This is a genomic window from Pseudomonas sp. CJQ_9 (genome assembly GCF_043106615.1).
GTDB classification, from domain to species: domain Bacteria; phylum Pseudomonadota; class Gammaproteobacteria; order Pseudomonadales; family Pseudomonadaceae; genus Aquipseudomonas; species Aquipseudomonas juntendi.
Genome location: NZ_JBICMS010000090.1, coordinates 95,496 through 115,127, shown reverse-complemented (window position 1 = coordinate 115,127; position 19,632 = coordinate 95,496). Strand labels below are relative to the sequence as shown.

18 protein-coding genes and 1 pseudogene are annotated in these 19,632 nt (G+C 63.3%); 5 read left to right on the top strand and 14 right to left on the bottom strand.

Annotated features, from left to right (window positions below; all coding sequences use genetic code 11):
• Positions 1-535: 535 nt before the first annotated feature.
• The 9 genes and pseudogenes from ACF8SD_RS18145 to ACF8SD_RS18105 all read right to left on the bottom strand — a co-directional run bounded on the left by ACF8SD_RS18145 (position 536) and on the right by ACF8SD_RS18105 (position 6,775).
• Positions 536-862 (bottom strand): DUF3392 family protein, encoded by a 327-nt coding sequence (locus ACF8SD_RS18145; RefSeq protein ID WP_173891427.1) that lies wholly within the window; start codon positions 860-862, stop codon positions 536-538.
• Positions 863-871: 9 nt separating this feature from the next.
• Positions 872-2,047 (bottom strand): radical SAM family heme chaperone HemW, encoded by a 1,176-nt coding sequence (hemW, locus tag ACF8SD_RS18140; RefSeq protein WP_392483509.1) that lies wholly within the window; start codon positions 2,045-2,047, stop codon positions 872-874.
• Positions 2,044-2,640: an RdgB/HAM1 family non-canonical purine NTP pyrophosphatase gene (gene rdgB, locus ACF8SD_RS18135; protein WP_173891425.1), complete on the bottom strand. Its 597-nt coding sequence runs from the start codon at positions 2,638-2,640 to the stop codon at positions 2,044-2,046. Before rdgB ends, hemW begins: the two co-directional genes overlap by 4 nt.
• A pseudogene (locus ACF8SD_RS18130) lies at positions 2,637-2,729 on the bottom strand (DUF4426 domain-containing protein); the annotation flags it as partial. The gene rdgB and the pseudogene ACF8SD_RS18130, both read right to left, overlap by 4 nt.
• 36 nt (positions 2,730-2,765) lie before the next feature.
• Complete coding sequence (gene metW / locus ACF8SD_RS18125; protein ID WP_009684928.1) at positions 2,766-3,386, bottom strand: methionine biosynthesis protein MetW; 621 nt, start codon at positions 3,384-3,386, stop codon at positions 2,766-2,768.
• Positions 3,387-3,393: 7 nt separating this feature from the next.
• Complete coding sequence (locus tag ACF8SD_RS18120; RefSeq protein ID WP_173891424.1) at positions 3,394-4,533, bottom strand: homoserine O-acetyltransferase; 1,140 nt, start codon at positions 4,531-4,533, stop codon at positions 3,394-3,396.
• Positions 4,534-4,621: 88 nt separating this feature from the next.
• Entirely contained in the window at positions 4,622-5,212 is a 591-nt protein-coding gene (locus tag ACF8SD_RS18115; protein WP_173891423.1) for a YggT family protein, read from the bottom strand.
• Between the two features lie 10 nt (positions 5,213-5,222).
• Complete coding sequence (proC, locus tag ACF8SD_RS18110) at positions 5,223-6,041, bottom strand: pyrroline-5-carboxylate reductase (RefSeq protein WP_173891422.1); 819 nt, start codon at positions 6,039-6,041, stop codon at positions 5,223-5,225.
• Positions 6,042-6,079: 38 nt separating this feature from the next.
• Positions 6,080-6,775, bottom strand: coding sequence for a YggS family pyridoxal phosphate-dependent enzyme (locus tag ACF8SD_RS18105; protein ID WP_173891421.1), 696 nt, complete (start codon positions 6,773-6,775; stop codon positions 6,080-6,082).
• A gap of 65 nt (positions 6,776-6,840) precedes the next feature.
• Here ACF8SD_RS18105 and ACF8SD_RS18100 point away from each other — a divergent pair, with 65 nt between their 5' ends.
• Entirely contained in the window at positions 6,841-7,839 is a 999-nt protein-coding gene (locus tag ACF8SD_RS18100; protein WP_173891420.1) for a type IV pilus twitching motility protein PilT, read from the top strand.
• A gap of 306 nt (positions 7,840-8,145) precedes the next feature.
• Here the strand turns inward: ACF8SD_RS18100 and ACF8SD_RS18095 are convergent, their stop codons facing one another.
• The gene (locus tag ACF8SD_RS18095) at positions 8,146-8,769 is read right to left on the bottom strand and encodes a C40 family peptidase (protein WP_009684936.1); all 624 of its coding nucleotides are present in this window, start codon (positions 8,767-8,769) and stop codon (positions 8,146-8,148) included.
• Between the two features lie 166 nt (positions 8,770-8,935).
• Between ACF8SD_RS18095 and ACF8SD_RS18090 the strand changes: the two genes are divergently transcribed.
• Complete coding sequence (locus ACF8SD_RS18090) at positions 8,936-9,355, top strand: TM2 domain-containing protein (protein ID WP_173891419.1); 420 nt, start codon at positions 8,936-8,938, stop codon at positions 9,353-9,355.
• A gap of 94 nt (positions 9,356-9,449) precedes the next feature.
• Here ACF8SD_RS18090 and ACF8SD_RS18085 read toward each other — a convergent pair whose 3' ends face one another.
• From ACF8SD_RS18085 to ACF8SD_RS18075, 3 genes are all read right to left on the bottom strand, one after another.
• A complete protein-coding gene (locus ACF8SD_RS18085) occupies positions 9,450-10,148 on the bottom strand; it encodes an SPOR domain-containing protein (protein ID WP_047149606.1) in 699 nt (232 codons plus the stop codon).
• 1 nt (position 10,149) lies between these two features.
• Positions 10,150-11,886, bottom strand: a complete 1,737-nt coding sequence (gene argS, locus ACF8SD_RS18080; RefSeq protein WP_392484927.1) for an arginine--tRNA ligase — start codon at positions 11,884-11,886, stop codon at positions 10,150-10,152.
• A gap of 246 nt (positions 11,887-12,132) precedes the next feature.
• Positions 12,133-14,352 carry a primosomal protein N' gene (locus tag ACF8SD_RS18075; RefSeq protein WP_392484926.1) on the bottom strand — a complete coding sequence of 740 codons (2,220 nt, stop codon included), beginning with the start codon at positions 14,350-14,352 and terminating at the stop codon, positions 12,133-12,135.
• A gap of 167 nt (positions 14,353-14,519) precedes the next feature.
• Here ACF8SD_RS18075 and rpmE point away from each other — a divergent pair, with 167 nt between their 5' ends.
• From rpmE to ACF8SD_RS18060, 3 genes are all read left to right on the top strand, one after another.
• On the top strand, positions 14,520-14,735 hold the full coding sequence (gene rpmE / locus ACF8SD_RS18070) for a 50S ribosomal protein L31 (protein WP_009684941.1): 216 nt from the start codon (positions 14,520-14,522) through the stop codon (positions 14,733-14,735).
• 2 nt (positions 14,736-14,737) lie between these two features.
• The gene (locus ACF8SD_RS18065; RefSeq protein ID WP_392484925.1) at positions 14,738-15,559 is read left to right on the top strand and encodes a thermonuclease family protein; all 822 of its coding nucleotides are present in this window, start codon (positions 14,738-14,740) and stop codon (positions 15,557-15,559) included.
• Between the two features lie 178 nt (positions 15,560-15,737).
• Positions 15,738-17,006 (top strand): malic enzyme-like NAD(P)-binding protein, encoded by a 1,269-nt coding sequence (locus ACF8SD_RS18060; protein WP_173891415.1) that lies wholly within the window; start codon positions 15,738-15,740, stop codon positions 17,004-17,006.
• Between the two features lie 165 nt (positions 17,007-17,171).
• Here ACF8SD_RS18060 and ACF8SD_RS18055 read toward each other — a convergent pair whose 3' ends face one another.
• Positions 17,172-19,622 carry a penicillin-binding protein 1A gene (locus tag ACF8SD_RS18055; protein WP_392484930.1) on the bottom strand — a complete coding sequence of 817 codons (2,451 nt, stop codon included), beginning with the start codon at positions 19,620-19,622 and terminating at the stop codon, positions 17,172-17,174.
• Positions 19,623-19,632: the final 10 nt, after the last annotated feature.

Sequence of the window (19,632 nt, the reverse complement as noted above, 5' to 3'; positions counted from 1 at the left end):
CGGCCCCTTCGACATGGCCTGAGAACCGTGCCGGTGACTTCTTCGAAGGGCCATTAACCTGGCCACTTCACTGAACGCTCTACACAGCTTTCGAAGGCATCGAAGTACCGGTTAGATGCTGGAAGATTGGCCCGCCAACACGGAGGCCAATGCACATGAAGCGATTGCTTGATGCGCTGAGCCGTGTCTGGAGGCTCGCCCGGATTTTGATCTTGCTCAAGACCGTTCGGGACTTCATGCGCGACCACTTCGATGACGCCCGTTAAAGGCTAGTCAAGTGGTAGGGCTGCCCTGGTTTGCCGGGGCAGCTTTTAGAATCTGCGCCCCGCTTGTTTCCTGCGCTGATCAACTAGCGCGATCGGTGTAGGAGCGGCCTTGTGTCGCGATGGGCTGCAAAGCAGCCCCGGCTATCTCAAGCCTTCTGCTGGCAGTGCCGACCTCTTCGCGGGTAAACCCGCTCCTACAGTGATCGCGCCAGCTTCTGGAAACTGGGCAAGACAGAATTTCCCACACGCGTTCAGCCCCAGGCTGTGTTTCAGCCGCGCCGGTCGGCCACCACGCCAATCAGCACCACGACCACCAGCAGCACGGGCGCCAGGGCGTAGTTGTTGAACTGGCTCAGCCCCTTCACCACCCAGGGTGTGGCATAGATCAGTGCCGCGCCGCTGCCGATCATCACCATCACCGCCATGAACGGTACGCGCAGGGCGCCCGCCAGGCTGCCCAGCCGTTGTTCGGCCCAGCCTTTGACGTCGCTGCCGAACAGCACAAGCATGCAGCCTACCAAGGCCAGCGAAATTTCTGACAGGTTGCCGCGGCTCCAGCGGGAAACCGTCGCGAGCAGATCAAGTACCAGATCCATGGGTCATCCTTAGGTCAAGAAATACTGCAGCAGGTCATTGAGGAATAGCTGGCCCCTTGGCGTGGCCACCAGTCGATCCGGTTCGACCTGCAAAAGGCCCTTTTGTTCGGCTGCCCGACGGGCTTCGCGCAACTGCTCCAGCGGCAAGCCGGTGCGCTGGGTGAACAGCTGGGCTTCCACACCATCGGTCAGGCGCAGGGCGTTCATCAGGAACTCGAACGGCAACTCGTCAACTGGCAGCAGCTTCTCACCGGCCTTGTACGGTTTGGCCAGGTTCAGGTAGTCCTTGGGCAAACGAGTCTTCCAGGTGCGCAGGATGCGGCCGTCAGCGAAGGTCAGTTTGCCGTGGGCGCCGGCGCCGATGCCGATGAAGTCGCCAAAACGCCAGTAGTTGAGGTTATGCCGCGCAGCGCGGCCAGCCTGAGCATAGGCCGAGACCTCGTACTGGCGAAAACCATGCTCGGCCATCAGCGCCTGGCCGGCTTCTTGGATGTCCCAGAGAATGTCGTCCTCGGGCAGCTCCGGCGGCTGGTTCCAGAATACCGTGTTGGGCTCGACGGTCAGTTGGTACCACGACAGGTGAGTGGGCCCCAGGTCCATGGCTTGGCGCAGGTCGCCCAGGGCGTCTTCCAGCGACTGATCGGGCAGGCCGTGCATGAGGTCCATGTTGAAGTTATCGAAGCCGGCCGCGCGCGCCATGCCGGCGGCTCGGACAGCTTCGTCACCATTGTGGATGCGCCCAAGGGCCTGCAGCTTGGCCGGCTGAAAGCTCTGCACGCCAATGGACAGGCGATTGATGCCGGTTTGCCGGTAGGCCTTGAACTTGTCCTGCTCGAAGGTGCCCGGGTTGGCCTCCAGGGTGATCTCGATGTCTGCTGCGAACGGTATGCGCTGCTCCACGCCGCGCAGCAGGCGGCCCAGGGAGCCTGCACTGAACAGGCTGGGCGTACCGCCACCGAAGAAGATCGAGCTGATCGGCCTGCCTTGCACCGCCGCCAGCTCCTGGTCCAGGTCGGTCAACAGCGCCGCGACGTAGGCGTCTTCCGGCAGCTCAGGGCCGGCCGCGTGGGAGTTGAAGTCGCAGTAAGGGCATTTGCGCACGCACCACGGAATGTGGATGTACAGCGCCAGCGGCGGCAGGCTGGTAAAGCCCGCCGCGCCAGGGGTAGCCAGCGTTGCGATCATGCCAGGCCCAGGCGTTGGCGCAGCAGGGCCATGGCGCGGGCGCGGTGGCTGAGCTGGTTCTTGTCCACAGGTGCCAGGTCGGCGCTGGAGCAGTTGCGTTCGGGCACCCAGAACAGCGGGTCGTAGCCGAAGCCATGCTCGCCACTGGCCTGGAACAGAATGCGCCCTTGCCACAGGCCCTCGCAGAGGATCGGGAGCGGGTCATCCGCGTGGCGGACCAGTGCCAGCACACAGACGAACTGTGCACCGCGCTCGGCTTCTGGCACATCTTTCAGCGCGTCGAGCAGCTTGGCATTGTTTGCCGCGTCACCCTTGCCATCGGCATAGCGCGCCGAGTAGATGCCCGGCGCACCGCCGAGGAAGTCCACGGCCAGGCCGGAATCGTCGGCCAAGGCCGGCAGGCCGGAAATACGTGCAGCGTTGCGCGCCTTGAGGATGGCGTTTTCGACGAACGACAAGCCAGTTTCTTCTGGCTCTACCTGGCTGAATTCGCCAATCGAGCGCAGTTGCACCGATTGGCCGAGCATGGCCTGGAGTTCCTTGAGTTTGCCGGCGTTGTGGCTGGCCAATACGAGTTGCTGGAAATTCATCATTCGCCTGGGAACACTTCCTGGTTGAAACTGATGGAGTTGCTGATGCCGCCGGTTTCGATAATCTGCTTGAACCCTAGCGGGCTGCTGCGCACGGGGCGACGCATGGGCGCTTCCTCCGGTGTGTGTCAGACCGCGAGCTGGTGCTCTTGCAGGCTCGGGCTGCTGACGCGGTAGATGCCGATCTCACCCAGAAGATTAGGCCAAAGCCGGCCACCCCACCCATTGCGGTGCAGGTGGTCGACCGCCAGGCGGTCGAGCACCTTGGCCCGGCGCTCATGCACCAGCTCTTCAAAGTCGGCGAAGGTGCAGAAGTGAATGTTCGGTGTGTTGTACCAGGTATAGGGCATGAAGTCCGATACCGGCATGCGGCCTTTGGTCGCCAGGTACCAGCGGCAACGCCAGTGCCCGAAGTTGGGGAAGGTGATGATGCACTGGCGGCCCACGCGCAGCATCTCGTCGAGGATGCGATCGGGGTACTCCACGGCCTGCAGGGCCTGCGTCATGATCACCACGTCAAAACTGTTGCTGGCGAAGTTGCCCAGGCCTTTGTCCAGGTCTTGCTCGATGACGTTCACACCCTTGGCCACGCAGGCGGCGATATTGTCGGGGTCGATCTCCAGGCCATAGCCGGTGACCTGCTTGCGGTCACGCAGCGAGGCCAGCAGTTCGCCGCTGCCGCAGCCCAGGTCGAGTACCCGGCTGCCGGCGGGGATCCAGTCGTGGATGATTTCCAGATCGGCTCTCATGCTGTCCTCAGATGGCAATGCGGTTCATGTAGTTCGAGAAACCCTGCATGTAGCGAGGTGTGGGGATCAAGAAGGCATCGTGCCCATAAGGTGAGTCGATCTCCAGGTAGCAGACGTTCTTGCGTGCTGCCATCAGGGCGTCGACGATCTCCCGCGAACGGGCGGGGGAGAAGCGCCAGTCGGTGGTGAACGACATGATGCAGTAGTCTGCCTTGACGTTGGCCAGGGTGGCTGCCAGGTCGCCGCCGTGAGCGGCAGCGGGGTCGAAGTAGTCCAGCGCCTTGGTCATCAGCAGGTAGGTGTTGGCATCGAACCGCCCGGAAAACTCCTCCCCCTGGTAGCGCAGGTAGCTCTCGACCTGGAACTCGACGCTGTGAAAGTCATAGTTGAGCTTGTCGCTCTTGAGCTCGCGGCCGAATTTTTCACCCATCGAGTCATCGGACAGGTAGGTGATGTGGCCGACCATGCGCGCCAGCATCAAGCCCCGCTTGGGGATCACGCCCTGGTCCTGGAACGAACCGCCGTGGAACTCGGGGTCGGTGAGGATGGCCTGGCGTGCCACTTCGTTGAAGGCGATGTTCTGCGCCGACAGTTTCGGTGCCGAGGCGATGTCGACGCAGTGGCGCACGCGCTCCGGGTAGGTCATGGTCCACTGCAGCGCCTGCATGCCACCCAGGCTACCGCCAACGATGGCTGCCCACTGCTGGATGCCCAGGCGATCGGCCAGGCGCGCCTGGCTGTGCACCCAGTCTTCCACGGTCAGTACCGGAAACTCGGCGCCGTAGGGTTTGCCGGTGGCCGGGTTGACGCTGCTGGGGCCGGTGCTGCCGTTGCAACCGCCGAGGTTGTTCAGGCTGACCACGAAGAAACGGTTGGTATCGATGGGCTTGCCAGGGCCGATGCAGCTGTCCCACCAACCCGGTTTGCGGTCGGTGGCGGCATGGTAGCCGGCGGCATGGTGGTGGCCAGACAGCGCATGGCAGATCAGCACGGCGTTGCTCGCGCTGGCATTGAGGGTGCCGTAGGTCTCGTAGACCAGCTCGTAACCGGCCAGGGAGCGGCCGCAGGCCAGCGCCAGCGGTTCATCGAACCGGGCGGTTTGCGGTACTACCAGACCGACGGAATCTTCGGGAAAGACAGTGGACATCGACCCTGCTCACGCTTGACGGAGGCGTAAGTCTAAAGAGCGCTACCCCCAGCGGCAAGCAAAGGCTTGCCGCCGGGTGCATGCGGGGTCAGATCATGCGCCACAGCTCCTGGGGCATGCCGGCGTAGGCAGCCAGCGGCGGCATGACGAACGACTGGATCACCTGGATCGCCAGGAAGGCGAAGATCGGCGAAATGTCCATGCCGCCCAGGTTGGGCACGATGCGGCGGAAGGGGGCCAGCACCGGTTCGCTGATCTGGTAGGCCAGTTCGGCGGCCGGGTTGTGGCTGTTGGGCGCAACCCAGGAAACGATCACCATGACGATCATCGCCACCCAGAAAATCTTCAGGAACAGCGAGGTAATACCGATGATCGCCCACATCAGCAGGTGCAGGACGTCACCGAAGGTGCCGTAGGTGACCATCAGCACGAAGGCCATCAGCAGCGCTTGGATCAGCACCGACAGCAGCAGCGACGAGGTGTCCAGGCCGCCCACGCTGGGGATGATGCGGCGGATCGGCTTGAGCAGCGGCTGGGTGGCGCGCACCGCGAACTGGCACAGCGGGTTGTAGAAATTGGCCTTGACCAGCTGCAGCACGAAGCGCAGCAGCACGATCACCAGGTACAGGCTGACCAAGGTTTGCACCACGAAGATCGCGGCGCCGGAGAGTGCATTCATCGATAACTCCTTATTTGCCCAGTTGTTCGGCCAGTTCCGCGGAGCGCGTCGCGGCAGCCTGCAGGGCCTGCTCGACGATCGCTTCGAAGCCGCTGGCCTGGAACGACTTGATCGCCGCTTCAGTGGTGCCGGCGGGCGAGGTGACACGGCGGCGCAGTTCGGCGGCGTCGACATCGCTGGCGACCGCCATGCGTGCAGCGCCCAAGGCCGTGTGCAGGGTCAGTTGAGAGGCGGTTTCACGCGGCAGCCCAAGCTTTTCGCCTGCGGCAGTCATGGCTTCTATCAGCAGGAAGAAGTAGGCCGGGCCGCTGCCGGAAACCGCGGTCACGGCGTCCAGTTGCTGTTCCTGCTCAAGCCACAGCGCCGTGCCTACCGCCGACAGCAGTTGCTCGGCCTGCTGGCGCTGTGCGGCGGACACCTCGGCGGTGGCGTACAGGCCGCTCACGCCCTGGCGCAGGAGCGCCGGCGTGTTGGGCATGCAGCGCACCACGGGGCGCGCGCCCACCCAGCTTTGCAGGCTGGCGCAGGTGATGCCGGCAGCGATGGAAACGATGAGTTGGCCATCGCGCAGGCTGGCTTGCAAGGCCTGGCACACCGCTTTCATGACCTGCGGCTTGACCGCCAGCACGATCACGTCGGCACCGTCGATGGCCTGGGCATTGTCCTCGAAGGTTTGGATGCCGTGTTCGGCCTGGATGCGGCTGCGGGTCTCGGCGCCCGGATCGCTGGCGCGAATCTGCGAGGCGTCCAGGCCCTGGGCACGCAGACCTCCGATCAGGCTGGCGGCCATGTTGCCGGCGCCGATAAAGGCAATACGAGTCTTGCTCATGTCAGGTCCTTGTGGAAAAGAGTGAGTAAAGCATGCAATCAGCCCTGGCCGGGATTGAGTGGGGCGCGGGCGCCGAACAGGGCGGTACCGATGCGTACCCAGGTCGCACCTTGTGCAATGGCCGCTTCCAAGTCGTGGCTCATGCCCATGGACAAGGTGTCCAGCCCCAGGTGCTGCTGTTCCAGCAGGTTACGCAGGCTGGCGAACGCGGCCTCCTGAGCGGCGCGCTCGTCGGTGGGTTCGGGGATCGCCATCAGCCCGCGCAGGCGCAGGTTGGGCAGGGCCGCCACGGCCTTGGCCAAGGCCGGCAGTTCAGCGGCAGCGCAGCCGGACTTGCTGTCTTCGCCACTGACGTTCACCTGTAGGCATATGTTCAGCGGTGCCAGCCCGGCAGGGCGCTGTTCTGAAAGGCGTTGGGCGATTTTCAGGCGGTCCACGGAATGCACCCAGTCGAAATGCTCGGCAATGGCTTTGGTCTTGTTCGATTGAATGGGGCCAATGAAGTGCCAGATCAAGGGCAAATCGCCGAGTGTCTGCTGCTTTGTCAGGGCTTCCTGTAGGTAATTTTCCCCGAAATCGCGCACGCCAGCGGCGTACAGCTCGCGGATCGCAGCGGCTGGCTTGGTTTTGCTCACGGCCAGCAGTTGGACGCTGGCCGGCTCACGCCCGGCTGCCTGTGCAGCACTGGCGATACGGGCGGAAATCGCGGAAAGGTTGTCTGCTAGGGTGGACATGGAGGGTGGCCGGCTAGTGTTGGTTTTGCCGCATTCTACCTACTTGAAAGCCTTTGGGGAGTCTCATGGATGTGACCGACCTGTTGGCACGTGCCGTGGCGGTGCGGGCTTCGGACCTGCACCTGGCGGCCGGCCAGGCACCCATGCTGCGCCTGGATGGCGAGCTGCAGCGCATGGCCATGCCGCCGCTCGCCGCGGGCGCCTTGCGCGAGGGCATGGCAACCCTGCTTGATGACACGCAGCGCGAGCAGTGGGCGCAGGGGGATGAACTGGACCTGGCGCTGGCGCTGCCTGCTCTTGGGCGCTTTCGCGTGAACCTGTTTCGTCAGCTGAATGGGCCTGCGGCGACCTTCCGCCTGATCCCAGGGCGTATCGCTACGCTGGATGAGCTAGCGCTGACCGATGTGTTTCAAGCTGTGGTCCAGTACCGCGATGGCCTGGTGCTGGTGGGTGGGCCGACCGGCAGTGGCAAGTCCAGCACACTGGCAACGTTGCTGGACCAGCTGAACCGCAAAAAAGCGCTGCACATCATTACCCTGGAAGACCCTGTTGAAGTTATCCACAGCAGCCAGCGTAGTCTGGTCAACCAGCGTGAGGTTGGTTGCCACAGCAGCGGCTTTGCCCAGGGGCTACGCAGCGCGCTGCGCCAGGACCCGGACGTGATCATGATCGGCGAGTTGCGCGACCTGCAGACCATTCGCCTGGCCTTACAAGCGGCTGAGACGGGGCACCTGGTGCTGGCGACGGTACATGCGCGCTCGGCGGCCAGCAGCATCGAGCGGCTGGTGGAGGTATTTGCGGCCGATGAAAAGCCGTTGGTGCGGGCGATGCTGGCGGAGTCGTTGCAAATGGTGGTGGCGCAGGTGCTGGTACGCCGCGTGGGCGGTGGGCGGGTTGCAGCGCGGGAAGTGTTGGTGGCGACGCCGGCGGTGCGCAACCTGGTGCGCGAGGGGCGGATGGCGCAGTTGTGTTCGGTGATGCAGGCGGGTGGTGCGCAAGGGATGCGGACGATGGAAGGGGCATTGTGTGGGTTGCGAGAGAGGGGCCTGGTTGACGATTTATAGTGCCTCTACAGGCCTTATCGCCGGCAAGCCAGCTCTCATAGAACAGTACATAACTTATTGATTTAGCGGGGTCTTTGTGGGAGCGGGCGTGCCCGCGAACACCGGCGTAGCCGGTGCCTGCCACCGCGTCTCCTTCTTCGCGGGCACGCCCGCTCCCACACAGGCCGCGTCGCGGTTACGAATCGAGTTCTCTGTGCGACAGCGCAGCCCGTAGGGCTGTGTGATCTCCCACAGGTTCACCACAGTTCTACAGATTTGTGGGGGAGCTGGCTTGCCGGCGATCGCGCCATTACAGGTGGAAAAAGCTTAGCGCTTGGCCAGGCTCAGCTGCTGCTCTTTCGGCAACACCCGTTTGGCGACCACGTAATGCTTCTGCCAGTAAGGCTTGCTCAGGTTGTCGATGCTCACCCGCTTGCCGCGCCGGGGCGCGTGGATGAAACGGTCGTTGCCCAGATAGATGGCAACGTGATTCACCCGGCGGCTTTTGATGTTGAAGAAGATCAGGTCCCCCGGCTTCAACTCGCCCTTGGCCACTTTCACCCCATGGCCCTGGGCCATGGCATTGGACGTGCGTGGCAGGTCTACGTTGGCCACGTCGTTGAAGGCGTACTTGACAAGGCCACTGCAGTCAAAACCCTTTTTCGGGCTGCTACCACCCCAAACGTAGGGTGTACCGAGTACATTGACCGCGCGGCTGAGCACATCGCTGCTCTGCTTGGGCGACATCGCGGCCACCTTGCTACCGCGGGTGCTGGCGGCGCTGACAGTGCGAGCATGGGGCGCAGTCTGCTTGACCGCTGCATGCCTCACGGCGGCATTGCTGGTGTAGCCGGTGAAACCATTGGGAAGACGTTGCTCACGATTGGTGGCGTGGGCGGCCAGGGGCAATAATAGGCAGAGGGTCAGCCATGTCTTGAGTAAAGGCGGCATAGATGAAGCTCTTGTGAATAGTTATGTGTTGGGCGCGCAACTTTATAACAGCTTTTTGATCAATTTATGATCCGTTGGTCGATTGGCACGGTGCCATACGTCGGCCTGTGACGAAAAAGTCACATTTTTTCTTAGAAAATTTTCCCATAACCCACGAGGGCTAGGCATGAACAGTTATCAACAGGGAACGCCCTACCACGACACGCACAGCAAGACCATCGGTTATCTGCTGTGGATTTTCGGCTTCACCGGGTCACATCGTTTCTACTACGGCAAGCCGGTAACCGGCACCCTCTGGTTCTTCACCTTCGGCCTGCTGGGTATCGGCTGGCTGATCGACCTGTTTCTGATCCCGTCCATGGACCGTGAGGCCGACCTGAGGTTCCAGTCTGGGCGCATCGACTACAACATCGCCTGGGTCCTGCTGACGTTCCTCGGCGTGTTCGGCCTGCACCGGCTGTATCAGGGCAAGTGGGTGACCGCGATCATCTACTTCCTGACCGGTGGCCTGTTCCTGGTAGGGGTGCTGTACGACTTCTGGACACTCAATAGCCAGGTGTCCGAGCGCAACGCGGGGCGGGGCTGAGAGGGCAAGGGCTGCTTTGCAGCCCTGTCGCAAGGTAAGCCGCGGCACTGGGGCGGCTCAAGTCTGACCGGGGCGCACAGCGCCCCTTCAAAGGTTACTGGCGGGTCTGGCGCTGTTGCAGCAACAGGTTGGCGAAACCAGCGCCGGCGAGCTGTTTCTGCGCACCGGTCAGCTGTTCGCGGTTGCTGAACGGCCCGACCATCACGCGGTACCAGGTTTCTTCCTTGACCGTACCCGACTCCACCTTCACTGACTGGCCCAGCAGAATGATCTGGGCCCGCACCTTGTCGGCGTCGGCCTGTTTGCGGAACGAGCCCGCCTGCAGGAAGTACTGGGTGGTCGCTGCCGGCTTGATCACTGGCGGGGCCGGAGGCGGGGTTTGGCCAAGCAGTGCTGCCTGGGCCCGCGCCGTGTCGATTTTCGCCGCTTCAGCGGGGGTAACCGGTGTGACCGGCTGGGCCGGAACCGGGGGTGTTTTCTCCGGTACGGCCTCTGGCGGCACGATGACTTCCGACTCTGGCAGCAAGGTGTAGAAGTCGTACTTGGGTTTCACCGGCTGTTGCGGTGTGGCCTGGGCAGGCTTGCTGGCTTCGGCCACTTTGTCGGCCTTTTGCTGCTCGGGTTTGGCCCGCTTGATGTCATCGCCGCCGGGTTCGAGCTTCATCAGGAACACGATGAACGCGCCAACGGTCAGGCCGACCGCCAGCCATACCCAGCCGGGGATCGGCTGTTTGGCTGGCGCTGTCTGGCGGCTGGCGCCGCGTTTGGGTGCGGGTTTTTTCTTGGCAGCCAACTTACATGCGCTCCAGGGTTTCCAGGCCGAGCAGTTCCAGACCTTGTTTGAGGGTGCGGCCAGTCAGGGCGGCCAGGCGCAGGCGGCTCTGTTGCTGCTCGGAGGTTTCAGCGGCGAGGATCGGGCAGTTCTCGTAGAAGCTGGAGAACAGGCCGGCGAGGTCGTACAGGTAGCTGCACAGCACGTGCGGTGTGCCTTTCTCGGCAACGCTGTTCAGGGTTTCGCCAAACTGCGCCAGGCGTGCGGCCAGGTCCTGCTCGTGGGCGGCCTGCAGCCCGATCTTGCCATCGGCTTGGTCAAAGCGCTTGCCCAGCTTGCGGAACACGCCAGCAACACGGGTGTAGGCGTACAGCAGGTAAGGCGCGGTATTGCCTTCGAAGTTGAGCATCAGCTCGAAGTTGAAGCTGTAGTCGCTGGTGCGGTGTTTGGACAGGTCGGCGTATTTCACCGCACCAATGCCCACCACTTCGCCGATGCGGCGAAGTTCGTCGTCGGCCAGGCTCGGGTTCTTTTCCTTGACCAGTGCGTAGGCCCGTTCCTTGGCCTCGGTCAGCAGGTCGATCAGCTTCACGGTGCCGCCGTCGCGGGTTTTGAACGGGCGGCCATCGGCGCCGTTCATGGTGCCGAAGCCCATGTGCTCCATTTGCATCGGGTGGCCGACGAAGCCTGCGCGGCGGGCCACTTCGAACACCTGGTTGAAGTGCAGGGCCTGGCGCTGGTCGACGAAGTACAGGGCACGGTCGGCCTTGAGCACGTTGCTGCGGTAGCGCACGGCGGCCAGGTCGGTGGTGGCGTACAGGTAACCGCCGTCGGCCTTCTGCACGATCACTGGCAGCGGGTCGCCGTCGCTGTTCTTGAACTCGTCGAGGAACACGCACTGGGCGCCCTGGTCTTCGACCAGCAGGCCCTGGGCCTTGAGGTCCGCCACGACATTGGCCAGGTCGTCGTTGTAGGCGCTTTCACCCATCACGTCCGCCATGGTCAGCTTGACGTTGAGCAGTTCATACGTCTTTTGGCAGTGCGACAGCGAAATGTCCTTGAAGCGTGTCCACAGGGCCAGGCATTCCGGGTCACCGGCCTGCAGCTTGACCACCAGGCCGCGGGCACGGGTGGCGAATGCCTCGGACTCGTCGAAACGCTTCTTGGCCGCGCGGTAGAAGTTTTCCAGGTCCGACAGCTCATCGCTGGTGATCGGGTTTTCCTGCAGGTAGGCCATCAACATGCCGAACTGGGTGCCCCAGTCGCCCACGTGGTTCTGGCGGATGACGGTGTCGCCCAAGAACTCCAGCACCCGCGCCACGCTGTCACCGATGATGGTCGAGCGCAGGTGGCCGACGTGCATCTCTTTGGCCAGGTTGGGGGCCGACAGGTCGACCACCACTTTTTGCGCCGGGCCGGCCTTGCGCGCGCCCAGGTGGGCGTCGGCCAGGGCAGCGTCCAGGCGGTTGGCCAGGGCGTCGGTGTTCTGGAAGAAATTGAGGAAGCCTGGGCCTGCGATCTCGACCTTGCTGATATCGGCGCTGGCCGGCAGGGCGTTGATCAGTTTTTCCGCCAGGTCGCGCGGCTTCATGCCGGCCGGCTTGGCCAGCATCATCGCGATATTGCTGGCGAAGTCGCCGTGGGTCTTGTCCCGGGCGTTTTCCACCTGGATCGCCGGCGACAGCCCTTCAGGCAGCACACCGTCGGTGACGAGTTGGGTGAGGGCTTGCTGGATCAGCTGGCGAATGGTGTCTTTCATGGGGGTCTCTTTTCGACCGCAAGCGCGGTGCAGCGCTTGGATGCGCAGGTGGAAAAACTGGGCATTATCCGTGCCTGGGAGCGGGTTGCCAACCTTTGGGCTTCACGTTGGAAGTCGCGAGTAGCAAGTCGCAAGTAGCAAGTCGCAAGAAAAAGCTTGGTTGCAGCGCCTGGCCCTGTTCCGCTCTTGCTTGCAGCTTGCAGCTTGCAGCTTGCAGCTTGCAGCTTGCAGCTTGCAGCTTGCAGCTCAATAAAGGTCAACCGGGTCGACATCCAGCGACCAACGTACCTGGCGCCCGCTTGGCATCTGCTCCAACACTAGCAACCAGGCACTGATCAGTCGATGCAAAGGCGCCCGGGTGTTGGCCTGTATCAACAACTGCGCGCGGAAACGCCCGGCGCGGCGCTCCATGGGGGCTGGAACCGGGCCCAGCAGCTCGATGCCTGGCAGCCGCTGTTCGGCGACCAGGCGCTCGGCGGCGGCGCAGGCCTCGTCCAGAAAACCTTCAGCCTGCCCCGGCTTGTGCGCTTCTGCGCGCAGCAAGGCCAGGTGCGAGTAGGGTGGCAGCCCGGCGGCACGGCGTTCGTCCAGGGCCTGTTCGGCAAAGGCGAAGTAGCCTTGTTCGGTCAGTTGCACCAGCAGCGGGTGATCGGCCAGGTGGGTCTGGATGATGACCTTGCCCGGTTCCTCGGCACGCCCGGCGCGCCCGGCGACCTGCACGATCAGTTGCGCCATGCGCTCGCTGGCGCGGAAGTCGCCCGAGAAAAGCCCCCCGTCGGCATCGAGGATGGCCACCAGGGTTACCCGCGGGAAATGGTGCCCTTTGGCAAGCATCTGGGTACCGACAAGAATGCTCGGCTGGCCTTTCTGGATGGTACTGACCAGCTGGTGCATGGCGTCCTTGCGCGCCGTGCTGTCGCGGTCCACGCGCAGAATCGGGTAGTCCGGGAACAGCACTTTCAGGCGTTCCTCGGCGCGTTCGGTGCCCGCACCGACCGGGCGCAGGTCGACGTGGTCGCACTGGGGGCACTGGTGTGGCAGGCGTTCGTCATAGCCGCAGTGGTGGCAGCGCAACACCCCGGAGCGCTGGTGCACGGTCATGCGCGCGTCGCAGCGCGGGCACTCCGACAGCCAGCCGCAATCGTGGCACAGCAGCGTCGGGGCGAAGCCGCGGCGGTTGAGGAACACCAGCACCTGCTGGCCGGCTTCCAGTGTAAGGCGGATGGCTTGCTGCAGGGGGCCGCTGATGCCACTGTCCAGCGGCAGGCTTTTGACATCCAGGCGCAGCATGCGCGGTGGGCGTGCGCCGCCCGCGCGCTGATTCATGCGCAACAGGCGGTAGCGGCCGGTGAGGGCGTTGTGCAAGGTTTCCAGCGAGGGCGTGGCGGAGCCGAGCAGGATCGGAATGTTCTCCTGGTGCGCCCGCACCAGCGCCAGGTCGCGGGCATGGTAGCGCAGACCTTCCTGCTGTTTATAAGAGCCGTCGTGTTCTTCGTCGATGATGATCAGGCCAGGGTTTTTCATGGGCGTGAACAGGGCCGAACGGGTGCCGATGATGATGTCGGCTTCGCCATCGCGTGCCGCCAGCCAGGCGTCCAGGCGGTCGCGGTCATTCACCGCCGAATGCAGCAAGGCGATCCGGGCGTTGAAGCGTTGCTCGAAGCGCGCCAGGGTTTGCGGGCCGAGGTTGATCTCCGGGATCAGTACCAGCGCCTGCTTGCCGGCCTCAAGGGTTTCGCGGATCAGTTGCAGATACACTTCGGTCTTGCCGCTGCCGGTCACGCCGGCCAGCAGGAAGGCCGCAAAACCGCCGAAGCCCTCGCACACCGCCTCGAAGGCATCGCGTTGCTCGTCATTGAGCGGCAGCTCCGGTTGTGCCAGCCAGTGTTCGTGGCGCGAGCCCGGCTTCTGGCGGCGGACCTCGATCTGCACCAGTTCCTTGGCCAGCAGCAGGTCGAGGCTGTCCTTGTTCAGGTTGAGCTTGGCCAGCAGGCTATGCGCCACCCCGTGCGGGTGCTGCGCCAGGGTCTTGAGGGCATCGCGCTGGCGCGGTGCCCGGGCGATGCGCGGGTCGTCCAGGCGGGCGTCGGGGGCAATGTGCCAAAAGCGCTCCTGGCGCATTTCTGCGGGCTCGCCCTGGCGCAGTAGCGTGGGCAAGGCCCAGCTCAAGGTGTCACCCAGGCTGTGCTGGTAGTACTGCGCGGTCCACAGGCACAGCTTGAACAGCGAAGGCGGAATCGGGGATACCGGGTCGAGCAAGGCGCTGGCCGGCTTCAGCTTGTCGGCGGGCACCTCGCTCTGCGCGCACACTTCGACCAGTACGCCGATCATTTCGCGTCGCCCAAAGGGCACGCGAATGCGCATCCCCGGGGCCAGGGCCTGGCGCGCCATGCTCGCTGGCGCCTTGTAGTCGAACAGGCGCCGCAACGGCGAGGGCAGGGCAAGGCGCAGGATGACGTCGGACACGCAGAAAGTCTCGGAGGGCATTACAAGAACTGGCGAGCCTAGCAGACGACGGTCGGTGCAAGCGACATCTTGCACTGACGGTGTGCTCTGGTATTATTCGCCGCCTAATTACGTGCGGTATTCAACAATTGGTGTTGGGTGGCGGCACGCAGCTCGAGGAAGTGACCATGAAAGAAGGTATCCACCCGAACTACGAAGCTGTTGCAGTCACCTGCAGCTGCGGTAACAAGTTCGAAACCCGTTCGACCCTGGGCAGCACCCTGTCGATCGACGTTTGCAACCTGTGCCACCCGTTCTACACCGGTAAGCAGAAAGTCCTGGACACCGGTGGCCGCGTACAGAAGTTCGCCGACCGCTTCGGTATGTTCGGTACCAAGAAGTAATCATGCGCATGGCGAGTCCTTCGGGCTTCGCATTGTTGCTGAAAAAGGCGCCCCTCGTGGGCGCCTTTTTTGTGGGTGCGATCTGGCATTTGCCGGCCCAGGCCTTCTGCCCGGTGCCGGTCAAACCCGAGCAGGTTCGGGTGCGGCAGGTGGTCGACGGCGACACCGTGCGTCTGGTGGATGGCCGCAGTGTGCGGCTGATCGGCATCAACACGCCGGAGATCGGTCGCAAGGGGCGTAGCAGCGAGCCCTATGCCGAAGCTGCCAAGCGGCGCCTGCAGGCGTTGGTCAAGGCCAGTGGCGGGCGTATCGGGCTGGTGCCAGGTGTGCAAGCCAAAGACAAGTATGGACGCACACTGGCGCACATTTATGGCCGTAATGGCGACAATCTCGAAGCACAATTGCTCAGTGAAGGCTTGGGCTACCGGGTGGCCGTCGCCCCCAATGTGCGCCTCAGTGCCTGCCAGCAACGCGCCGAGCAGGCAGCACGCCAGGCCGGTGCCGGCCTCTGGCGGCAGTCGCCCGTGGTGCCGGCAGACGCCGTCAGGCAGCCCGGTTTTGCTGTGCTCAGTGGCCAAATCATGAGCATCGAACGCAACCGTGGTGGTGTCTGGTTGAACCTTGACCGTGCGGTGGTGGTGCAGGTCTCCGCTCGTCTGCAGCGTAACTTCCCGGCCAGTTTCTTCGCTAACCTCAAAGGGCGCCAGGTCGAGGTGCGTGGCTGGGTGGTGGACCGTTCCCGTAAGGGTGGCCTCAAGCCAGGGCAGCGGCGCTGGGTATTGCCACTGACCGACCCAAGCATGCTGGCGCGTACTTCTGGCTAAAAAATGTAGACAGTTCGCTATTGGATTGTACACACTGTTAGCCGTATGCCCCCGTGGGTTTTAGCGGAAAGTCGTAGGCTAAAGGCCTTGACACAAGTGACCGACCAGTCTTGTGACTACCCGGCTCTTTGCGTATCCTCGGCGGTCCGTCAGAACAGTAAATAGCGGAATGCCCACCATGTCAGACCTGAAAACTGCCGCTCTCGAATATCACGCTCAACCTCGCCCGGGGAAACTGAGCGTCGAACTTTCCAAGCCAACTGCCACTGCCCGTGACCTTGCCCTGGCCTACAGCCCAGGTGTTGCCGAGCCGGTGCGTGAAATTGGCCGGGATCCAGAGCTGGCATACAAATACACCGGCAAAGGCAACCTGGTTGCGGTGATTTCCGATGGCACTGCCATCCTCGGTCTGGGTGACCTCGGCCCACTGGCTTCCAAGCCGGTCATGGAAGGCAAGGGCGTTCTGTTCAAGCGTTTCGCAGGTATCGACGTATTCGACATCGAAGTCGAATCGGAAAGCCCGCAAGCATTCATCGACACCGTTCGCCGCATCTCGATCACCTTCGGTGGCATCAACCTCGAAGATATCAAGGCGCCAGAGTGCTTCGAGATCGAGCGCACGCTGATCGAGCAGTGCGACATTCCGGTGTTCCACGATGACCAGCACGGTACCGCCATCGTTACTGCGGCCGGCATGATCAACGCCCTGGAAATCGCCGGCAAGAAGCTCGAAGAAGCCAAGATCGTGTGCCTGGGTGCCGGTGCAGCTGCCATCTCCTGCATGAAGTTGCTGGTGAGCATGGGTGCCAAGGTCGAGAACATCTACATGATCGACCGCAGCGGCGTGATCCACGCTGGCCGTGACGACCTGAACCAGTACAAGGCTCAGTTCGCCCATGCGACCGACAAGCGCACCCTGGCCGACGCCCTGGACGGTGCCGACGTGTTCGTTGGCCTGTCCGGCCCGAATCTGCTGAGCGCGGAAGGCCTGAAGTCGATGGCGGCCAACCCGATCGTGTTCGCCTGCTCCAACCCTGATCCGGAAATTTCGCCAGCGCTGGCTCACGCCACCCGCAACGACGTGATCATGGCCACCGGCCGTTCGGACTACCCGAACCAGGTCAACAACGTACTGGGCTTCCCGTTCATCTTCCGTGGTGCCCTGGACGTACGCGCCAAGCGCATCAACGAAGAAATGAAAATCGCTGCGGCCATCGCCCTGAAAGACCTGGCCAAGCTGCCGGTACCTAAGGAAGTGTGCGATGCCTACGGCGTGCAAGCGCTGGAGTTCGGCCGTGAGTACATCATTCCGAAGCCGCTGGATGCCCGCCTGATCACCGTCGTTTCCGACGCCGTGGCCAAGGCTGCCATCGAGTCTGGCGTTGCTACCCTGCCGTATCCAAAGCACTACCCGCTCAAGAGCGTGGATGACGTGTTCAACGGCTGATTGCTGTTGTAGCGGTGTAAAAAGCCCCGGCTCTTTCGAGCCGGGGCTTTTTTATGCGCGGTGGGAATGCGTCGGTGCCGGCAGGTGAGGGGCAGGGGCGCGCCGGTGTCGGCGCCCGTAGGGTCGAACGCCGCCGTGCACCTGCCCCGGATCGGGGCCCCTGCCTTAGAACAGGTCCATCGGCGTCGCTTCATCCGCTGGCAACGGGCTGCCCGGCACGGCCCCATTGCCCAGTTCGTCCACCGATGGCGGCGAATCCTCGGCCTTGAACAGCTCGAAGTAGGCATTGGGTGTACCCGGCGAAGCGGCCCGGCCGCTGACGGGGTCTACGCGCAGGCTGAGAATACCTTCTGGCTCGGCCGGCGCATGTGCAGGCTTGTCCTTGAGTGCCGCACCCATGAAGCTCATCCAGATCGGCAGCGCCGCTGTGCCGCCGTACTCGCGGTGGCCCAGGGTTTCCGGCTGGTCGAAACCAACCCACACGGTGGTCACGTAGTCGGCGTTGTAGCCAGAGAACCAGGCGTCCTTGGACTCGTTGGTGGTACCGGTCTTGCCTGCCAGGTCGGTGCGGCCCAAAGCCAGCGCCCGGCGGCCGGTGCCGCGCTTGATCACGTCCTGCAGCATGCTGGTGAGAATATAGGTGGTACGCCCGTCGATGATGCGCTCGGCAACCGCTGGTGGCTGCGCTGCCGCAGGGATTTGGCCGGGGGGCGCCGGTGCTTCACCGGGCATGCTGGCGGTGCTGATCGGCTGCTCGGGGGCGGCCAGGCCGGCCTGGTCCTCAGTACCTTGGGGTACGCGAGCCGGGTTGGCGGTGAACAGCGTTTCGCCACTGCGGCTCTCGATACGGTCGATCAGGTAGGGGGCAATCTTGTAGCCACCGTTGGCAAAGGTGCTCCAGCCTGTGGCGATTTCCATCGGCGTCAGGGTGGCGGTGCCCAGGGCCAGCGACAGGTTGCGCGGCAGGTCCTGCTTGTTGAAGCCGAACTTGGCGATGTAGTCGATGGTGCGGTCCACGCCCATGGCCTGCAGCAATCGGATCGAAACCAGGTTGCGCGACTTGTACAGCGCTTCGCGCATGCGGATCGGGCCGAGGAACGTGTTGGTATCGTTCTTCGGTCGCCACACCTTATCGACCGATTCGTCGACGAATACGATCGGCGCGTCGTTGACCAGGCTGGCGGCGGTATAGCCACTGTCCAGTGCAGCGCTGTAGATGAATGGTTTGAAGCTCGAGCCCGGTTGGCGTTTGGCCTGCATCGCCCGGTTGTAGTTGCTCTGCTCGAACGAGAAGCCGCCGACCAAGGCGCGGATGGCGCCGCTGTTAGGGTCGAGGGTGACCAGCGCACTCTGCGCCCCCGGCACCTGGCTGAACTTGAAGGTGCCATCGTCCAGGCGCTGCAGGCGCACCAGGTCACCGACCTGGGCGACATCGGCGGGCGATTGCGGGGTGCGGCCCTGGGCGTTGCTGTTGATGAACGGGCGCGCCCATTTCATGGTGTCCCAGGCCACATGCACCTGCTGGCCGTCACGGGTCAGCACCGCAAGGCCGGTTTTTTCGACCCGGGTGACGATGCCGGGCTCCAGCCCGCCCAGGGTGCGTTGCTTGCCCAGTTCCTGGCGCCAGGCGGCCTCGGTGCGCCCCGGGAAGCGTGCTTCAGGGCCGCGGTAGCCGTGGCGCTCATCATAATCGGACAGGCCATTGAGGACGGCCTTGTTGGCCATTTCCTGCATGTCGCTGGGCACGGTGGTGGTAACGCGGAAACCTTCGGTGTAAGCGTCGCTGCCGTAGCGGCCAACCATTTCCGCGCGTGCCATTTCGGCGACGTACGGTGCATTCACTTCGGGCGTTGGCACGTGGTAGCTGGCGTTGAGTGGCTCGTCCAGGGCGGCCTGGTAGCTGGCCTGGTCAATCTTGCCCAGCTTGTACATGCGGCCCAGGATCCAGTCGCGACGCTCTTTGGCGCGCACCGGGTTGGCCAGCGGGTTGAAGCGCGAGGGCGCCTTGGGCAGGCCGGCGATCATCGCCATCTGTGCCAGGCTCACGTCACGGATCGACTTGCCGTAGTACACCTGGGCCGCGGCGTCGATGCCGTAGGCGCGGTTGCCGAGGTAGATCTTGTTCACGTACAGCTCAAGAATCTCGTCCTTGGTCAACTCCCGCTCGATCTGCAGGGCCAACAGAATTTCGTTGGTCTTGCGCGAGAAGCTGCGCTCGCTGGTCAGGAAGAAGTTCTTGGCCACCTGCATGGTGATGGTGCTGCCGCCGGTCTGAATGTGCCCGGTTTTCACCAGCTGGGTGGCCGCGCGCATCAGGCTGCTGGGGTCCACGCCGTAGTGGTTGAGGAAATTGTCGTCCTCGGCTGACAGCAATGCCTGAATGAACTGTGGGGGAATGTCTGCGAAACGGATTGGCGAACGGCGCATTTCGCCAAATTCGGCAATCAGCTTGCCATCGCTGCTGTACACCTTGAGGGGGATCTGCAACTGGATGCTTCTGAGCGAATCGACCGAGGGCAGGTTGGGACTAAGATACAGAAACGCACCGCTCACACCGAGTACGAGCGCGCAAATGACTGCGACGGAAGACCACCAGAAGAACTTCAGCAGACGTATCAAGGCTTTT